Source organism: Micromonospora sp. WMMD754 (assembly GCF_049315235.1).
Taxonomy (GTDB): domain Bacteria; phylum Actinomycetota; class Actinomycetes; order Mycobacteriales; family Micromonosporaceae; genus Micromonospora; species Micromonospora sediminicola.
Map to the genome: position 1 here is coordinate 1,943,690 of NZ_CP186058.1, position 15,783 is coordinate 1,959,472.

Annotated in this window: 12 protein-coding genes; 6 read left to right on the top strand and 6 right to left on the bottom strand. The window is 73.1% G+C overall.

Translation table 11 applies throughout. From position 1 onward, the window contains the following. Nucleotides 1-10 precede the first annotated feature (10 nt). The 4 genes from ACN27B_RS09390 to ACN27B_RS09405 all read right to left on the bottom strand — a co-directional run bounded on the left by ACN27B_RS09390 (nt 11) and on the right by ACN27B_RS09405 (nt 5,446). On the bottom strand, nt 11-1,267 hold the full coding sequence (locus ACN27B_RS09390) for a molybdopterin molybdotransferase MoeA (protein ID WP_099163220.1): 1,257 nt from the start codon (nt 1,265-1,267) through the stop codon (nt 11-13). Between the two features lie 37 nt (nt 1,268-1,304). Next, on the bottom strand, nt 1,305-1,775 hold the full coding sequence (locus tag ACN27B_RS09395; RefSeq protein WP_099164861.1) for a MogA/MoaB family molybdenum cofactor biosynthesis protein: 471 nt from the start codon (nt 1,773-1,775) through the stop codon (nt 1,305-1,307). Then, nucleotides 1,772-2,263, bottom strand: coding sequence for a cyclic pyranopterin monophosphate synthase MoaC (gene moaC / locus ACN27B_RS09400; RefSeq protein WP_098747552.1), 492 nt, complete (start codon nt 2,261-2,263; stop codon nt 1,772-1,774). The genes ACN27B_RS09395 and moaC overlap by 4 nt, the downstream gene beginning before the upstream one ends. Nucleotides 2,264-2,521: 258 nt before the next feature. After that, nucleotides 2,522-5,446 (bottom strand): tetratricopeptide repeat protein, encoded by a 2,925-nt coding sequence (locus ACN27B_RS09405; RefSeq protein ID WP_422744493.1) that lies wholly within the window; start codon nt 5,444-5,446, stop codon nt 2,522-2,524. A gap of 714 nt (nt 5,447-6,160) precedes the next feature. Between ACN27B_RS09405 and ACN27B_RS09410 the strand changes: the two genes are divergently transcribed. From ACN27B_RS09410 to ACN27B_RS09430, 5 genes are all read left to right on the top strand, one after another. Next, nucleotides 6,161-8,650, top strand: a complete 2,490-nt coding sequence (locus ACN27B_RS09410; RefSeq protein ID WP_422745886.1) for a putative bifunctional diguanylate cyclase/phosphodiesterase — start codon at nt 6,161-6,163, stop codon at nt 8,648-8,650. Nucleotides 8,651-8,690: 40 nt separating this feature from the next. Continuing rightward, nucleotides 8,691-10,046 carry a glycosyltransferase 87 family protein gene (locus ACN27B_RS09415; RefSeq protein WP_422744495.1) on the top strand — a complete coding sequence of 452 codons (1,356 nt, stop codon included), beginning with the start codon at nt 8,691-8,693 and terminating at the stop codon, nt 10,044-10,046. Further along, the gene (locus ACN27B_RS09420) at nt 10,043-10,675 is read left to right on the top strand and encodes a phosphoribosyltransferase (protein ID WP_422744497.1); all 633 of its coding nucleotides are present in this window, start codon (nt 10,043-10,045) and stop codon (nt 10,673-10,675) included. The genes ACN27B_RS09415 and ACN27B_RS09420 overlap by 4 nt, the downstream gene beginning before the upstream one ends. Before the next feature lie 23 nt (nt 10,676-10,698). Continuing rightward, nucleotides 10,699-11,091, top strand: a complete 393-nt coding sequence (locus tag ACN27B_RS09425; protein WP_099163216.1) for a zf-TFIIB domain-containing protein — start codon at nt 10,699-10,701, stop codon at nt 11,089-11,091. Between the two features lie 115 nt (nt 11,092-11,206). Further along, the gene (locus ACN27B_RS09430) at nt 11,207-11,887 is read left to right on the top strand and encodes a maleylpyruvate isomerase N-terminal domain-containing protein (RefSeq protein WP_422744499.1); all 681 of its coding nucleotides are present in this window, start codon (nt 11,207-11,209) and stop codon (nt 11,885-11,887) included. A 5-nt stretch (nt 11,888-11,892) separates the two neighbouring features. Here the strand turns inward: ACN27B_RS09430 and dnaB are convergent, their stop codons facing one another. Beyond that, entirely contained in the window at nt 11,893-13,296 is a 1,404-nt protein-coding gene (gene dnaB / locus ACN27B_RS09435) for a replicative DNA helicase (RefSeq protein WP_099163215.1), read from the bottom strand. Nucleotides 13,297-13,689: 393 nt separating this feature from the next. Between dnaB and ACN27B_RS09440 the strand changes: the two genes are divergently transcribed. After that, nucleotides 13,690-15,246: a hypothetical protein gene (locus ACN27B_RS09440; RefSeq protein ID WP_422744501.1), complete on the top strand. Its 1,557-nt coding sequence runs from the start codon at nt 13,690-13,692 to the stop codon at nt 15,244-15,246. A gap of 78 nt (nt 15,247-15,324) precedes the next feature. Here ACN27B_RS09440 and rplI read toward each other — a convergent pair whose 3' ends face one another. After that, nucleotides 15,325-15,771 (bottom strand): 50S ribosomal protein L9, encoded by a 447-nt coding sequence (gene rplI, locus ACN27B_RS09445; RefSeq protein WP_091567774.1) that lies wholly within the window; start codon nt 15,769-15,771, stop codon nt 15,325-15,327. Nucleotides 15,772-15,783: the final 12 nt, after the last annotated feature.

Below are 15,783 nucleotides of genomic sequence, written 5' to 3' on the forward strand. Positions count from 1 at the left end.
ACCGGATCGATCACGACCGCTCCCCGGGCATCAGCGGCAGCGGGACGAGCGGCACCCGGTCGCCGGCCGCGCCGCTCGTGCCGGGCCGGATCACCGCGAAGCCGTCCGCGCCGGCCAGACCCCGCAGCATCGCCGAGCCGACGTGCCGCACCGGGTGCGCGGTGCCGGCGACCCGGTCCCAGCGAGCCAGCGCCAGGTGGGTGTGGTCGCCCCGGCCGGGCACCGGCTCGGCCAGGGTGACCTGCGGAAGCACCGGCATCGGCCGGCCGGTGAGGCCGGCGAGCAGGGGTGCGACGAGCGAGACGAGAGCCACCACCGCGGACTGCGGGTTGCCGGGCAGGCCGGCCACGAAACGCACCCGGCCGTCGCCGTCCACCAACCGGGCGAGCAGCATCGGGAAGCCGGGGCGCACCGCCACGGTGTTGACGACGTAGTCGGCGCCGAGCGCCTCCAACGTCGGGTGCAGGTGGTCGACCGGGCCGTGCATGGTGCCGCCGGTGGTGCAGACCAGGTCGGCGTTTGCCAGCGCGCCGCGCAGCGCCGCCACGTGCGCGGGCAGCGTGTCGGCGACCGGGCCGACCACGTCGCCGCCGCGCACCTGGCAGCCGTAGCGGCGCAGCCAGCCCGGCACCGAGGGGCCGAGCGCGTCGCGGACCCGGCCGGCGCCCGGCGGGCCCGATGTGAGCAGTTCGTCGCCGAAGACCAGCAGCGCCGCCCGGGGTGGGCGGCGGACCCGCAGCGTGTCGTACCCGCAGGAGGCGGCCAGGCCGATCACCGCCGGATCCACGGGCGTGCCGGCCGGCACCAACTCCTCGCCGAGGTGTGCCTCCTCGCCCGGCTCCCGCCACTCCGGCTGGGAGCGGGGTGTGCCGGCGACCCGACCGTCCGCCGTGCGGGTCGACTCCTCGATCCGCAGGATCGCGGTCGTGCCCGCCGGGACCATCGCGCCGGTGGCGATCTCCACGGTGCTGCCGTCCTCGTCCAGCGGGGACGCGGTCTGCCCGGCGAGCACCCGACCGGCCACCCGCCACGGCCCCGCCCCGCGCACCGCCCACCCGTCCACGCTGGAGGTGGGAAACGCCGGCAGGTCGGTGCGCGTGGTCAGCGGCTCGGCCAGGGTGTGCCCGTCGGTGTCGGCCAGCGGCCGGGCGACCGCGGGCAGCGCGGCGGAGAGACCGACCGCGTACACCCGGGAGCGGGCCTCCTCCCACCCGGCCGGTGGCGGCGTGCCCACCTCGGCCCCGGTGGTCTCGGTTTCGGTGCTCATCCGGCGAGCCTAGCGCCGGCGCACGCGCGCCGCGGGTTCAGTGGTCGCCCCCGCGGAGCTGGTCGACCGCGTGCCGCAGGATCGGCCCGAGCACGGCCAGCCCGTCGCGGGCCCCGCCGCGCGAGCCGGGCAGGTTGACCACCAGCATGCGGCCGGCCACCCCGGCCAGGCCGCGGGACAGCGCGGCGGTCGGCACCGTGTCGCGGCTGTGCGCCCGGATCGCCTCGGCGATGCCCGGGATCTCGTAGTCGAGCAGTGAACGGGTCACGTCGGGGGTGCGGTCGGTCGGGGTGATGCCGGTGCCGCCGCTGGTCACCACCACGTCGACGCCCTCGTCGCGGGCCGCCCGCAGCGCGGCGCCGACCGGCTCCCCGTCCGGCACCACCACCGGCGCGTCGACCGTGCAGCCCAGCTCGCGCAGGCCGGCGACGAGCAGCGGACCGCTGGTGTCCTCGTAGACCCCGGCGGCGGCCCGGTTCGAGGCCACCACCACCCGGGCCCGGATCACGGCCGGTCCTCCGGTCGCACCCACTCGCCGGTCTTGCCGCCGGACTTGCGGAGCACCCGGACGGCGTCCACCGAGGCGGCCGGGTCGACGGCCTTGACCATGTCGACCAGGGCCAGCCCGGCCACGGCCACGGCGGTGAGCGCCTCCATCTCCACCCCGGTGCGGTCGGCCGTCCGCGCGGTGGCGGTGATCTCGACGGTGTCGGCGGTGAGGCGCAGGTCGACGGTGACGCCGTGCAGCGCGATCGGGTGGCAGAGCGGGATCAGGTCGGGCGTGCGCTTGGCCCCCATGATCCCGGCGAGCCGGCCGACCGCGAGCGCGTCGCCCTTGGGCAGGCCGTCGCGGCGCAGCAGCTCCACCACCTCGGCGGTGGTGCGGAGCCGGCCGGCGGCGACCGCGAGCCGGCCGGAGACCGGCTTGGCGGAGACGTCGACCATCCGGGCCGCGCCGGCCGGATCGACGTGGGTGAGCTGCGCGGGTTCGGTCACCGCCCGACCCTATCCGCCGGGTACGACGACGGGCGTCGCTCGGGGCCGTCGGCGCCGCTCGGGCCGTCGGCGGGGAGGGACGTCGCGGCGGGTGCCGATGCGCCGGGCGACGCCCCTCCCTCACCTGCCCACCGTCGATCCGCTGGGGTGGATCGACGGTGGGGGCCTGGTCGGCCGGGTCCCGCGCGGGCGGGAACCCCCCGTTTGGCCGATGAGGGAACGCTAGACGGCACCGCGATAAGAAATCGATAAACCGGTTCAGGCGACTGGTGACGGCGGTTCGGCGAGACGCCGGCGGAGTTCGTGGCGCTCGGGCACGCCCATCCGGTCGAAGATCGCCAACGCCCGCTGCCGGTATCGACGCGCCTCCGCCGGCTGGTCGCCCTCCAGGTGCTCGGCCAGGCCGCACAACGCCCGACCCTGCTCGTACGGGTGCGCGATCCGGGTGGAGATGGTCAGCGCCTCCTGGAACATGGCCGCCGATTCCTTCCACCGCCCCGTCGCCCGGAGGGTGAGGGCCAACTCGTTGCGTGCCTCTGCCTGGACGTGACGCTCCCCCGACACGGTGGCGGCGTCGATCGCCGCCTCGTGGTGGCGCAGGGCGTCCTGGTAGCGACCGAGCTGCCGACACGTGCCGGCGAGGTCACTCAGGGTCTCGGCGCGGGCGAACCCGCTTCCGGTTCGGTCGCGGAGCGTCAACGAGGCACGAAGCAGGCGCTCCGCCTGGAGATGCTGACCCAGGCGGTACCGAACGCCGCCGAGGTGCCCCAGGGCGTTGGACATGTGGAAATGGTCGCGTCTGATCCGGGCGACATAGAGATGGAGCCGGTGCACGGCCATCGACTCGTCGTAGCGGCCCAGGTATCGAAGCGTGAGGCCGAGGTTGGGCAGAACGGGGATCGTGTCCGACACATTGCGCAACGCGCTGAGGTTGGCGTCGAGGGACTGCTGGAGCCGCCCGGTGAGCCAGTGCACAACTCCGAGGTTGACCCGGGCGCGCTGCGCGCCGTCGGCGTCCCCGAGTGCGGTACGGATGGACACGACCGCGTGCAGGTGGGCGGAGGCCTCGCGGTAGGAGCCGGTGCGGACGCAGGCGGAGGCCAGGTAGTTGTGCATCAACGCGATGGCGTGCTCGTCCCCCGATCGGCGCGCCGCCGTCAGCCCGATCTCGTGCGTGGCGGTGATGTCGTCGTAGTAACTGCGCGTGTAGGAGAAGCGCCAGCTCGCCCGGGCCAACCGCCACGCCATCGACTCGTGACCCTCCTGAGCGGCCTGCCGGACCAAGCCGTCCAGGTTCAGGCGCTGATCCTCCAGCCAGTTCAGATCACCGATGGCGCGCCCGTCGAGCAGATCGGGCCGAAGCGGGGCTTCGAGTCGTAGGTGCGCAGCGATCAGCTGTGGGTCCTCGATGAGCGCGGAGGCCCGGACCACCGAGTGCAGGACGTGGTCGAGCAGGCCCCATACGGCCTGCCTGCCCAATGTCGCCTGGTCCTCCCGGCGGGCGAGCTCGGTGGCATAGCGCCTCATCAGGTCGTGCAGGCGATAGCGCCCGGGGGTGGCTTCCTCCACCAGGTGGCGGTCGACAAGTTCGTCCAGCAGGTCGGCCGCCTGCGGCAGGCGCAGGTCCGTCAGAGCCGCCACCATGGCGCTGTCGAGGTGGTTCCCGGCGACCAGGCCGAACGACCGGAAGACGCGCCTCGCAGCCTCGCCGAGCGGCTCGTAGGACTCGGCGAAGGCTTCGGCCACGCTCCGCGCCTCGGCGCGCAGGCCGGGAAGGAACAACGGTCGCCGGCTCAACCTGTCCACCAGCTCCGACACCCGCCAGTCAGGCCGATGGGCCAACCGGGTCCCGGCCAGCCTGACGGCGAGCGGGAGGCAACCGCAGATGCTGACCAGTCGCCTCGCACCCTCCGGATCCGCTGCCAACCGTCGCCTACCGATCAGCGTGCCGAGCAGTTCGAGCGCCTCGGACTCGGTGAGCACCGCGAGAGACACCGGTGGTCGCTCGGTGAGGGCCAGCAGACGTCGCCGACTGGTGACGAGCACCGCCACGGAACCGTGGCTGGGCAGCAACGGCTCGACCTGTGCGCTGTCCGCTGCGTTGTCGAGCACCATCACGACGCGCCGCCCGGTCAGCTCCTGCCGCCAGGTCTCCAGCCGATCGGAGAACCGGGCCGGGATCCGACCGGCCGGTACACCCAGCTGGCGGAGCAGGATGTCCAACGCCGCAGCGGGTCGGATCCGGGTCTGCCGCGCGTGACCCCGCAGGTCGATGAAGAGCTGTCCGTCGGGAAAGGCGTCGGCCAGGTGAGCCGCCACGTGCAGGGCGAGGGTCGTCTTGCCACACCCCGCCATTCCGTCGATCATCCGCACCGTCGGGCCGGAGTCGTGGGCCTCGGCGAACTCACGCAGCAGCGCCTCGACAAGTGCCTCACGGCCGACGAGGTCCGAGACCGCCCGCGGTAGCCAGTTGGTCTGCGCCTGGCTCCTCTCCGCCGCGCGGGCGGCCTCCGGCGGACCACGTCGGGCGTCGGTCGCCGCAACCCGGAGGTGCTCCAACTCTTCGCCGGGTGGCAGTCCGAGCTGCTCGGTCAGGGCGTCCCGCGCCGCGTGGTACACGGTGAGAGCACCACTCGCGTCGCCGGTCTCGATGAGCGCCCGCATCAGAAGGACCTGCGCCCGCTCTCGCAGGCGTTGGCGTACGGCGTGCTCGCGCAGCAGCGGGACCGCAAGCTCCGCGCGGCCCAGGGCGAGGTATGCCTCCGCCAACAGTTCCAGCGCGGACTGGCGTTCCTGTTCCGAGGCCTCACGATGGGCGGTCAGCGCCGGACCCACGGCGAGTCCGGCCAACAGCGGAGCCGGACCGGGGTCGACCACGTCGCTCAACCCGGCGATCACCTGCGAGGGCTTTCCGGCGCGCATGAGTTCACGGGCGCGACGCCACCGGGCGCCGAACCGGTGAATGTCGATCAGCTCCTCGTCGGCAACGAGGCGGTAGCCGCCCGGTTCACGGACGATCCTCAGTCGGCCGCCCCCAGCGGAGTCGAGACCTCGACGAAGATTGGCGGCGTACGTCCGGACATTGGGAACTGCGGACCGGGGCGGATCGTCGGGCCACAACTCGTCCACCAAGTCGTGCAGAGTGACCAGTTGGTTGACCCGAACGGCGAGTAGCGCCAACACCAGCTGCTGCTTGGGTGTCCCGAGGGCGAGGTCGGCTCCGTCGAGCCGTACCGACAGGCCACCTAGCACTCGTATTTCCACGCCGCGTTTCCAGCCTTGTTCGGCACTCGTCCCAAACCGAACGCCAGGGTAATCCACTCGTCACTCGACCGTTGTCCCACGGCCCGTGGACGCACTCGGCACGACTCGTCGAACCCACAAGGGATCCGGCCAGAAGCACGGTTGTAATGTCTCCCCGCCCAGACGACGCTACAGAGGGCATGCGGTACCGCGCGATTTCGGATGGCACTGAGCGACAACGCGGGTACGCAAGGAGACGATCCGTTCCGCTCCGCATACAACTTGTGGACAGAACGTCATTTAAGCCGTGATAGTTCCTTATATTGCGCATAAGGACATTAATTCTTCCTTACCACTCACTCCTCCGCCTAGCCTGCTCTTCAACCGGCTGGGCACAGATACGCGCAGAAGCGATATCCGAGGAGGGTCGCGACAATGCGGCGCACCGATTGAGAGCGACGAACTCGGTCCGTGGCGATTCCGACCCGAAGCGATATCCGAGGAGGGGTGAACAATGCGCAGCACCGAATGGGGATGAGAGTTTCCCGGCCAGGAGCGACGCGGTAGGCTGCCGCTCATCGCGTACCGACGGTGAGCGGCGGGTGACTCCGGTTGAGCCGAACGACGGAAGGCCGAACGGCTGTCGACCCGGCCCTGCGCGGACTCGTCTACACCCTCGTCCTCGGGGCGGCGACCATCGCGCTCGTCGCGATCCTCGCCGCCCGCAAGCAGCCTCCCGACTCCGTGCGGGATCTCGTCACGGTAGCGACGCTCGTGGTGACGGTCGCACTGGCCACCGTCATCAAGACCCGGCTACGGATCCGGTCGACGACCTTCTACTTCGCCTGGGTCGAGACGGCGATCGTCATCGGCCTCGCCGTCGCCCCGCCCTCCTGGGTCGTCCTGGCCACCGGCATCGGGGTGGCCTGCGGGTCGATCACCCGGCTGGCGCCGATCAAGGTGGCGTTCGCCATCGCGAAGCACACCCTGGTGGCCGGTGGCACCGCGGCCACCACACTGCTGCTCGGAGCCGCCTGGCCACCACGCGAACCGGTCGGCATCATCGTGCTGCTGGGATTCGTCTACCTGGTGGCCGCGGTCCTCGACGACGTGCTCGCGATCCCGGTCATCGCGCTCGCCTCCCGTACGCCGATCCTCCGCCAGTTCCGCAACGATCTCGACCTGCGGATCGCCGGCTTCGGCGTGCGCTTCCTGGTGGCCGTCGCCACCGTGCTCATCTTGCGGATCGATCCTCGACTGCTGCCCGCCGTGCCGCCACTCGTGCTCAGCCTGCACCTGGCCTACTCGTCCAGGATCCGTACCCGCACCGAACAGCAGGCGTGGCAACGCCTCGCCCGCGCCACCGACGCCCTCAACGTGGTCGACCTCGACCAGGTGCTGACCACCGCCGTCACCGAAGCCGCCGAACTCTTCTCCGCCGACGAGGTCGAGGTCGAACTGCGCGAGGGTGGACGCACCGTGCGGGGCAGCGCCCCCGCGGTCGCGTACGACGGCACGGCGCCACCGCCCAGCGAGGTGGACGGCCGGATCATGCCGGTCACGCTGGAAGGTCACGACCGGACCGACAACCTGGGCATGCTGCGGCTCAGGTTCGCCGGGCCGGTGGAGCTCTCCGAACGCGAGCAGTACACGCTGCGCACCTTCGCCTCCGCCCTCTGCACCGCGGTGCGCAACGCCCAGGCGTACACCGAACTCGCCCGCATCGCCGACGCCCACGCCTACGCCGCCACCCACGACGCCCTCACCGGCCTGTCCAACCGCCGCCACCTGCTGGACGAGGGCACCACCCACCTCACCACCCGGCACGCCGACGGCGTCACCGCCCTGGTGCTGATCGACCTCAACCACTTCAAGGAGGTCAACGACACCCTCGGGCACGCCGCTGGCGACCGGGTGCTGATCCAGGTCGCCGAACGGCTACGCGGCGCGGCCCGACCCGACGACCTGGTCGCCCGGCTCGGCGGCGACGAGTTCGCGGTGCTGCTGCGCGCCCTGCCCGCCCCGGCCGTCGCCGCCCACCGGGCCGAGACTCTGCTCGCCGCCCTGCACGACCCGCTCGACCTGGACGGCATGCGGATCAGTGTGGAGGCCAGCGGCGGCATCGCCGTCGCCCCCGCCACCGGCGGGATGGCCGAGCTGCTGCGCCGCGCCGACGTGGCCATGTACCAGGCCAAACGGGCCGGCCAGCGGATCGCCACCTACGCACCCGCCCGCGACACCGCCGACCTGGGCCGGCTCACCCTCGGCGGGGAGCTGCCCCGGGCCGTCGCCGACCACGAGTTCACCGTCAACTTCCAGCCCATCGTCGACCTGGCCAGCGGCGAGGTCACCGGCGCGGAGGCGCTGGCCCGCTGGCACCACCCCACCCACGGGCTGATCGACCCGCTGCGCTTCCTCGAAGCGGTGGAACGCTCCGGGCTGCTGCCCGCCTTCGCCGAGGCGATCCTCGACCAGGCGCTGATCGCGGCCGGCACCTGGCGCGACGCCGGCTTCGACCTGCCCGTCTCGGTGAACGTCTCGCCCCGCAGCCTGCTCGACGCCCGCTTCCCCGGCGCCGTCCTGGCCCGGCTGCGCGCCCACGACCTGCCACCGGACCGACTCGTGCTGGAACTCACCGAGACCCTCACCCTCAGCCAGCTCGACGTGGTCGACCGGGTGCTCAGCCGGCTCCGCGACTCCGGTGTCCGGCTCGCCCTCGACGACTTCGGCACCGGCTACTCGTCCCTCTCCCTGCTCTCCCGCATCCCGGTCCACGAACTCAAGATCGACCGCAGCTTCGTCACCGCCATGGAGACCGCACCCGAGGCCGCCGCCGTGATCCGCTCCACCCTCGACCTCGGGCGCAGCCTCGACCTCACCGTGGTCGCCGAGGGCGTGGAGAGCGAACCGCAACGCCGCGCGCTCTGGGAATTGGGCTGCGCGGCCGGGCAGGGCCACCTGTTCGCCCGCCCGCTACCCGCCGGCGCGCTCCTCGCCGCCCTCCAGCGCGGCGCCGGCGGCCGACCCGGCGCGCTCGCGCCGCCCCTGCACGACACCGGCGCCGTCATCCGCCTGCCCGGCCGCCGCACCGGCGGCCCGCGCACCCGCCCCGCCGCACCCGCCGCCGACTCCCGGCAGCCCTGACCCGGCCGGGCCGCACCGCCGGTCTGCCAGACTGGCCCGCGTGACCGCCCACGCCGACCCGCCCGGCCCCGCCTCCCGCCGCTGGTCGGCACTCGACACCGCCGCCGGCGGCCTCGCCCTCGACCTGGGGCTCTACGCCGCCGCCACGATCTTCGCCGCGATCACCGCCGCCACCTCCACCCTGCCGCCGCACCGCGCCTGGGGCGCGATCGCCACCGTCGGGTACGCCCTCGCCACGCTCGCCGCCGCCACCCAACTCCTCGCCCGCCGCCGCGACCCCGGCACCGCCCTGGCCGGGCTGCCCGCCCGCTGGACGGTCACCGCACTCACCTGGGCCACCACCGCCCTGCTGCCCGTCGTCGTGCAGAGCGTCCAACGGGCCGGCGGACGCACCGACCGGGCCCAGGAGGAGGTGATCGTGGTCGAACACGCCGGGACGCGCCTCGCCGAGCACGGCACCCCCTACCTCGGACCCGACGCGATCGCCGCCCTGCCGCCGGGCGAGCAACTCCTCGGCTACACCCCCTACCAGCCCGGCATGGCGCTGTTCGGGCTGCCCCGCGCCGCCGTCGACGCCTGGTGGACCGACGCCCGCGTCTGGTTCGCCGTGGTCACCGCGCTCGTCCTCGCCGCACTGGTCACCACACTGCGCACCACCGGCGGCCCGACCACGCCCCGCCGCACCGCCGCCGTGCTGCGTGCCGTCCAGGCCGCCACCGTGCTGCCCGTCTGCGCGCTCACCCTCGCCACCGGCGGCGACGACCTCCCCGTACTCGCGCTCTGCCTGCTCGCCCTCGCCCTCGCCGCCGCCGACCGACCCGGCCGCGCCGGCCTCGCGGTCGGCGCCGCCGGCGCCCTGAAACTCTTCGCCTGGCCGGTGGCGATCGTGCTGGTCTGCTGGGCCGCCACCCGCCGCGCCGCCGGCCGCACCGCCCTCGGCGCCCTCGGCCTCCCCGTCCTCGCCCTGGTGCCGGTCCTCCTCGTCGACCGCGACGCCCTGGTCGAGAACGTGCTGCGCTTCCCCCTCGGCCACGGCCTGGTGACCAGCCCCGCCCAGTCCCCGTTCCCCGGCCACCTGATCGCCGAGACGCTGCCCGCCGGCCGCGCCGTCGCCGCCGCGCTGCTCGTCGCGGTCGGCCTGGCGATCGCCGTCCGGCTGCTGCGCCGACCGCCGCGCACCGCCGCCGCCACCGCCACCATCTGCGGGTACGGGCTGCTCGCCGCGATCCTCCTGATGCCCTCCACCCGCTTCGGCTACCTGCTCTACCCGGTCGCCCTGCTCGTCCTCGCCCCGGCGCTGACGCGCACCGAACGCCCGAACCGGGACCCCGGCGCCCCGCCATTCCCGGCAACCGCCCGCCGCGACGCGGCCGGAGGGCGTACACCTGAGGGATGACCACCTACCGCGACCGGACCGAGGCGGGACGCGACCTCGCCGAACGACTCACCGACCTCGCCGGCCGACCCGACGTCATCGTCCTCGGCCTGGTGCGCGGCGGCGTACCCGTCGCCCGGGTGATCGCCGACCGGCTGGGCGCCCCCCTCGACGTGCTGGTCGTCCGCAAGCTCGGCGTGCCCTGGGCGCCCGAGGTCGCGTACGGCGCACTCGGCCCCGGCGGCGTGCAGGTCCTCAACGACATGGTCGCCGGCCGGATCAGCGAGAACGACCGGGCCCAGGTCCGCCGCCGCGAACAGGCCGAACTGGAGCGCCGCGAACAGCGCTACCGCGCCGGCCGCCCACCCCTGGACCTGACCGGACGCACCGCGGTCGTCGTCGACGACGGGCTCGCCACCGGCGCCACCGCCCGCGCCGCCGTCCAGGTCGCCCGCCACCTCGGCGCCACCCGCGTGCTCGTCGCCGTCCCGGTCGGCTCCGAGCAGGCCTACGAAATGCTCGCCGACACCGCCGACACGGTCGTGAGCTGCCAACTCCCGCCGGACTTCGCCGCCGTCGGCGCCTACTACGACGACTTCCACGAGGTCTCCGACGACGAGGTGACGCAGGCGCTGACCGCCACCGCGTGAAATCACCCGGTACCGTCGATGTCATGCAGCTCACTTGTCCCAAATGCCACGGAGAGATGCGCCAGTACGAGCGCAGCGGAGTAGTCATCGACCAGTGCGGCGAGTGCCGCGGAATCTTCCTCGACCGCGGCGAGCTCGAGAAGCTGTTCGAGGCCGAGGCCAACTGGAACCAGCAGCACGGGGGCGCCCGACAGGCCGCACCCGCCGGCGCCGGCTACCCGCCGCCGCCACCCCCGCCCGCCGCCGCGCCGCACCAGCCCGGCTACGGCGCGGTCCCCCCGCCCCCTCCGCCGCCCCCGCCCGGCCACGGGTACCCGCAGCCCGCGTACGGCCACGGTCAGCAGCAGCACTACGGCTACCACGGTCACTACCGGCGCAAGAAGAAGCACGGCTTCCTCGGCGAACTGTTCGACTGACCGCTCGCCGCCCCTGTCGGCGGGGGTCCTTCCGGTCGTCTCGACGGCCTGGAGAGCCCCCGCCCGACCCCTCGCCGCCGTGCCGACCGTCCCGCGCCGTGGCAGGCTGCTCGGCATGAGCCCGATCCGGCCGCACGAGGCGCTGGCCCAGGCCTACGACGGCATCACCGCGGTCGTCGCCCCACTCGACGACGCCGGCCTGCAACGGCCCACCCGGTGCCGCGGCTGGCTCGTCGCCGACCTGCTCTTCCACGTGCTCTGCGACGCCCAGCGCGCACTCGTCGCCCTGGCCAGCCCGGCCCCCGGCCCGGCCGACGTGGACGACGTCAGCTACTGGCGGGCGTTCACCCCCGACGACGACGGGGCGGGCGCGCGACACGCCTGGTGGGCCCGGCGCTCGGCCGCCGCCTTCGACCGGCCCACCGGCATCGTCCGGATCTGGTCCGACACCGCCCCCGCGGCCGTCCGCGCGGCCGCGACCGCCGACCCCGACGGGTACGTGACCACGCAGGGCCACGTGCTGCGCGTACCCGATCTGCTCGCGACCCTGACCACCGAGGCGGTCGTCCACCACCTGGACCTGGTGGTGGACCTGCCCGACGCGCCGCTGCCGGCGGCGGACCCGACCCGGGTCGCGGTGACCACGATGGACGGCCTGCTCAGCGACGAGGCGGTGCGGCCGGCCGGGTGGGACGACCACGAGTATCTGCTGAAGGCCACCGGGCGGATGCCGCTGACCGACCGGGACCGGGTGGAGCTGGGCGAGGCCGCGGGGTGGTTCCCGCTGATGGGCTGACGCCGTCAGACGATGGCCATGTCCACGAACCGCGACAGGTGCAGCTGGGCCGCGACGGTGACGGTGTCCGTCGGCCCATTTCTGTGCTTGGCGATGATGAAGTCCGCCTCCCCAGCGCGGGGTGACTCCTTGTCATAGTAGTCATCACGGTGCAAGAGGATCACAACGTCAGCATCCTGCTCAATTGAGCCCGACTCGCGCAAATCAGACAGTTGCGGTCGCTTGTCGGTACGTTGCTCCGGGCCACGGTTCAGCTGGCTCACCGCGATCACCGGGCACTCGACCTCCTTGGCCAGCAGCTTCAGGCCACGGGACAGGTCCGCGACCTCCTGCTGCCGGCTCTCGGTGCGCTTCGGTGACGTCATCAGCTGGAGATAGTCGACCACGATCAGCTTGAGGTCGTGCCGCTGCTTGAGCCGCCGTGCCTTCGCCCGGATCTCCATCAGGTTCATGCTCGGGGTGTCGTCGACGAAGAGCGGCGCCTCGCTGATCTCGCCCATGCAGCGCGCCAGCTTGGTCCAGTCGTCGTCGGAGAGCTGCCCGCTGCGCAGCACGTGCAGCGGTACGCGCGCCTCGGCCGAGAGGAGTCGCATGACGATCTCGACCTTGCTCATCTCCAGCGAGAAGATCGCCGACGCCTGGTTGGCTCGAATAGCCGCATTTCGGGCAAAGTCCATTGAAGCCGTACTTTTTCCGAGACCAGGCCTGCCTGCCACAATGATCAATTGGCCGGCGTGCAGGCCGTTGAGCAGCCGGTCGAGGTCGGTGAAGCCGGTCGGCACGCCGGTCATCACCCCGCCCTGGGCGCCGACCGCCTCGATCTCGTCAAGGGTCGGCTGGAGCATGTCGGCCAGGACCGCGAAGTCCTCGCTGACCCGCTTCTCGGTGACCTCGTAGACGGCCTGCTGGGCCAGATCGACGACGTCGTCCACGTCCCGGCTGCCGCCCTGGCCGGTGCCGTAGCCGAGCTGCACGATCCGGGTGCCGGCCTCCACCAGGCGGCGGAGCACGGCCCGCTCGCCCACGATGCGGGCGTAGTAGGCGGCGTTCGCGGCGGTGGGCACGCTGGCGATCAGCGTGTGCAGGTAGGGCGCGCCGCCGATGCGGGCGAGGTCGCCGGAGTCGGCGAGCGCCGCTGCCACCGTGATCGGGTCGGCGGGTTCGCCCCGGCCGTAGATGTCGAGGATGGCGTCGAAGATGGTGGCGTGCACCGGGCGGTAGAAGTCGTTGGTCTTGAGGATCTCGACGACGTCCGCGATGGCGTCCTTGGAGAGCAGCATGCCGCCGAGGACGCACTGCTCGGCGGCTACGTCCTGGGGCGGCGTCTTCTCGAACGGCGCGTCGCGTGGCGGTTGTTCGGACGGTGGCCCCCCGGCCCGTTCCGCCCGTGTCTCGTCGGTGACCGACACGGGTCCCCCCTTGTTGCGTCGGGTCGAGTCCAGCTCTATCGCCTGGGTACGACAACTTCCGCCGACCCTCCGGTCGATCGGGGGTCATCGTCCGGCGGTCGGTGGCCACGATACGGAACCCGAGGTCAGCCACCAACAGGGCCGGTGGACGAGCCTCGGGACAACCTGTGGACGCACGGGGGGCGACATGTGCGCAGGGTGTGCACAGGGGTGTGGAAAAGTGATGGGGAATTCCGGGCCTATCGCTCCTGACCTGGGCTTTTCCCATCCCCACCCTGTGGACGGAAGATTTCGGGTCGAGCCTTGCCGCCGATCGTCCCGTACTATCGCTGCGAACGGCTACACCTGGACAGCGGGTTGCACTTTCGGGTTGAGAAGGGTCACGCTCCGGCCGTGAGACACCGGGACTGGGGAAGCGGGGAGGACAGCCCGCGCGAGCGCCGGCCGAGCGGTTCCTGGGACGATCCCGCCGGTTCGCGCGGTGTCGAGCCGTACGCGTCGGAACGTTCCCGCACCCAGAGCCGGCGGCGGGCGATCGAGCGTGGCCAGGACGAGCCGGTGGACGCCTACCTTCCGCGGTGGGCGGTGGAGTCGGGGATCAGTCGTGCGGACGGTGGCGGGCGGCATGCCGCGCCGGACGACGACGAGGTTGAGCCCTACTCCGTCAGTGACCGGCGGCCGGAGGCCGGCCGGCTACGGGACGACGGCCGGCGTGAGCTGCGGGCGATCGGCGCGGGCCCGGTGTCGGACCACACCGCCGAGTGGACGATGGACGCCCCGCAGGAGCAGGGGTACGTCGGGAGCCGGCGGGCCGAGGGGGCCGAGGACGGGCCGGTGTCGGGGGTGGCGCCGCGGGCGCGTCCCCGTCGTGCGGCGAGCCGCAAGCCGCAGGTGACCTGGTCGGGGCTGGCGGATGAGGCCGGTCCGGTCGGTGACTCCGGTGGGTGGGAGGCGGAACGGCCGACCCGGCGGAGCCGGCGGGCGGCCAGCGACTCGTCCTGGTCGCCGCCGGCGGCGGAGCCGTCGTGGTCTCGGCCCGCGGCGGCGGAGCCGTCGTGGCCGCAGCCCGCGGTCGACCCGTGGGAGCGGGGCCGGGCGGTGGAGCCGGGTCCGGCGGAACCGCCGGCGGTGGATCCGTGGGACGCGTCGGGTGTGCACGCGTGGGGTCGGGCGGCCACCGGGAGCAGGTGGGACCAGTCGGAGAGCCGGTGGGACCGCACCGAGCACACGGGTGAGTGGGACCGGTTCACCGATACGGGCCATCTGGAGCGGGTGCGCGACGGCGGCGACCGCTATGCGGACGTCGATCCCTGGGATCGGACGGCGCCGCCGGTCCGGGAGGGCTGGGCGTCTCCGGAGCGGGCCGAGGAGTTCTGGTCGGGTACCCGGCTGGCGGGTGACGATCCGCGCTGGATGGAGACGCCTCCGTCGGCGCCGCGGTCGCCGATGGTGGCGTACACCGCTCCGCGTCCGCGTGCCGCGCCGCGCCGGCGGCCGGTGGAGCCGGTGCGGTCGGGCGGGTCGGCGCTGCGGCAGCGGGTGGAGACGATCGGCGGCGGCTCGTGGAGCCGGCGGCTGGAGGACGACCTGCTGGACCCGGACCCGGGTGGTCCGTTGCGGCCGCTGGTCTACACGGCCGCCTGCTATCTGGTGCCGGCGGTGTTGCTCTTCCTGGGTCTGGTGTTCCTGAACGGGCAGGCTCCGGCGGGCTGTGTCACCGACCTCACCGGCGGGGGTTGCGACTCGCCGCGGGCGCATGCGCTCGCGTCGTTGTTGGCGGCGGCGCCGCGGTTCGGGCTGGCGATGGTGAGCAGCCTCGTGGTGGCGGTGCTGTTGCGGCAGGTCGGCACGACCTGGCGGTCGGCGACGGTGGCGTTGGCGGCGGCCGTGGTGGGTGGCGGGCTGTCCACGGTGGTGATCAGCGCGGTGACCGGCCAGCCGATCGGTTGACGTCGGCGCGGGGCGCGGTGGGATGCGGAAGGGCCCGCACCGGTGTCCGGTGCGGGCCCTCGCGTCGTGCTGGTGGCGTCAGCCCTTGACCACGTTCAGGTCGAACTTGGCGGTCACCTCGGGGTGCAGCCGGATGCTGACCGGGTAGGCGCCGAGCGACTTGATGTGGCCGGGCGTCTCCAGCCGGCGACGGTCCAGGGTCGGACCGCCGGCGGCCTTGACGGCCTCGACGATCTCGGCCGGGGTGACCGAGCCGAAGAGCCGCCCGCCGTCGCCGGCGCGGGCCTTGAGGTTGACCTTCAGGCCCTCGAGCTGGCCCTTGATCTCGTTGGCGTGGCCGAGGTCGCGGACCTCGCGGGCCGAGCGGGCCCGCTTGATGACCGTGACCTGCTTCTCGGCACCCTTGGTCCAGGCGATCGCGAAGCCCTGCGGCAGCAGGTAGTTACGGCCGTAGCCGTCCTTGACCTCGACGATGTCGCCCGGAGAGCCGAGGCCGGACACCTCCTGAGTCAGGATGATCTTCATGTCCGTGCCTCC

What these genes read in the sequence shown, in the direction of transcription:
- ACN27B_RS09390 (WP_099163220.1), bottom strand. Translation starts at nt 1,267, where the DNA reads ATGAGCACCGAAACCGAGACCACCGGGGCCGAGGTGGGCACGCCGCCA.
- ACN27B_RS09420 (WP_422744497.1), top strand. Translation starts at nt 10,043, where the DNA reads ATGACCACCTACCGCGACCGGACCGAGGCGGGACGCGACCTCGCCGAA.
- ACN27B_RS09425 (WP_099163216.1), top strand. Translation starts at nt 10,699, where the DNA reads ATGCAGCTCACTTGTCCCAAATGCCACGGAGAGATGCGCCAGTACGAG.
- ACN27B_RS09430 (WP_422744499.1), top strand. Translation starts at nt 11,207, where the DNA reads ATGAGCCCGATCCGGCCGCACGAGGCGCTGGCCCAGGCCTACGACGGC.
- rplI (WP_091567774.1), bottom strand. Translation starts at nt 15,771, where the DNA reads ATGAAGATCATCCTGACTCAGGAGGTGTCCGGCCTCGGCTCTCCGGGC.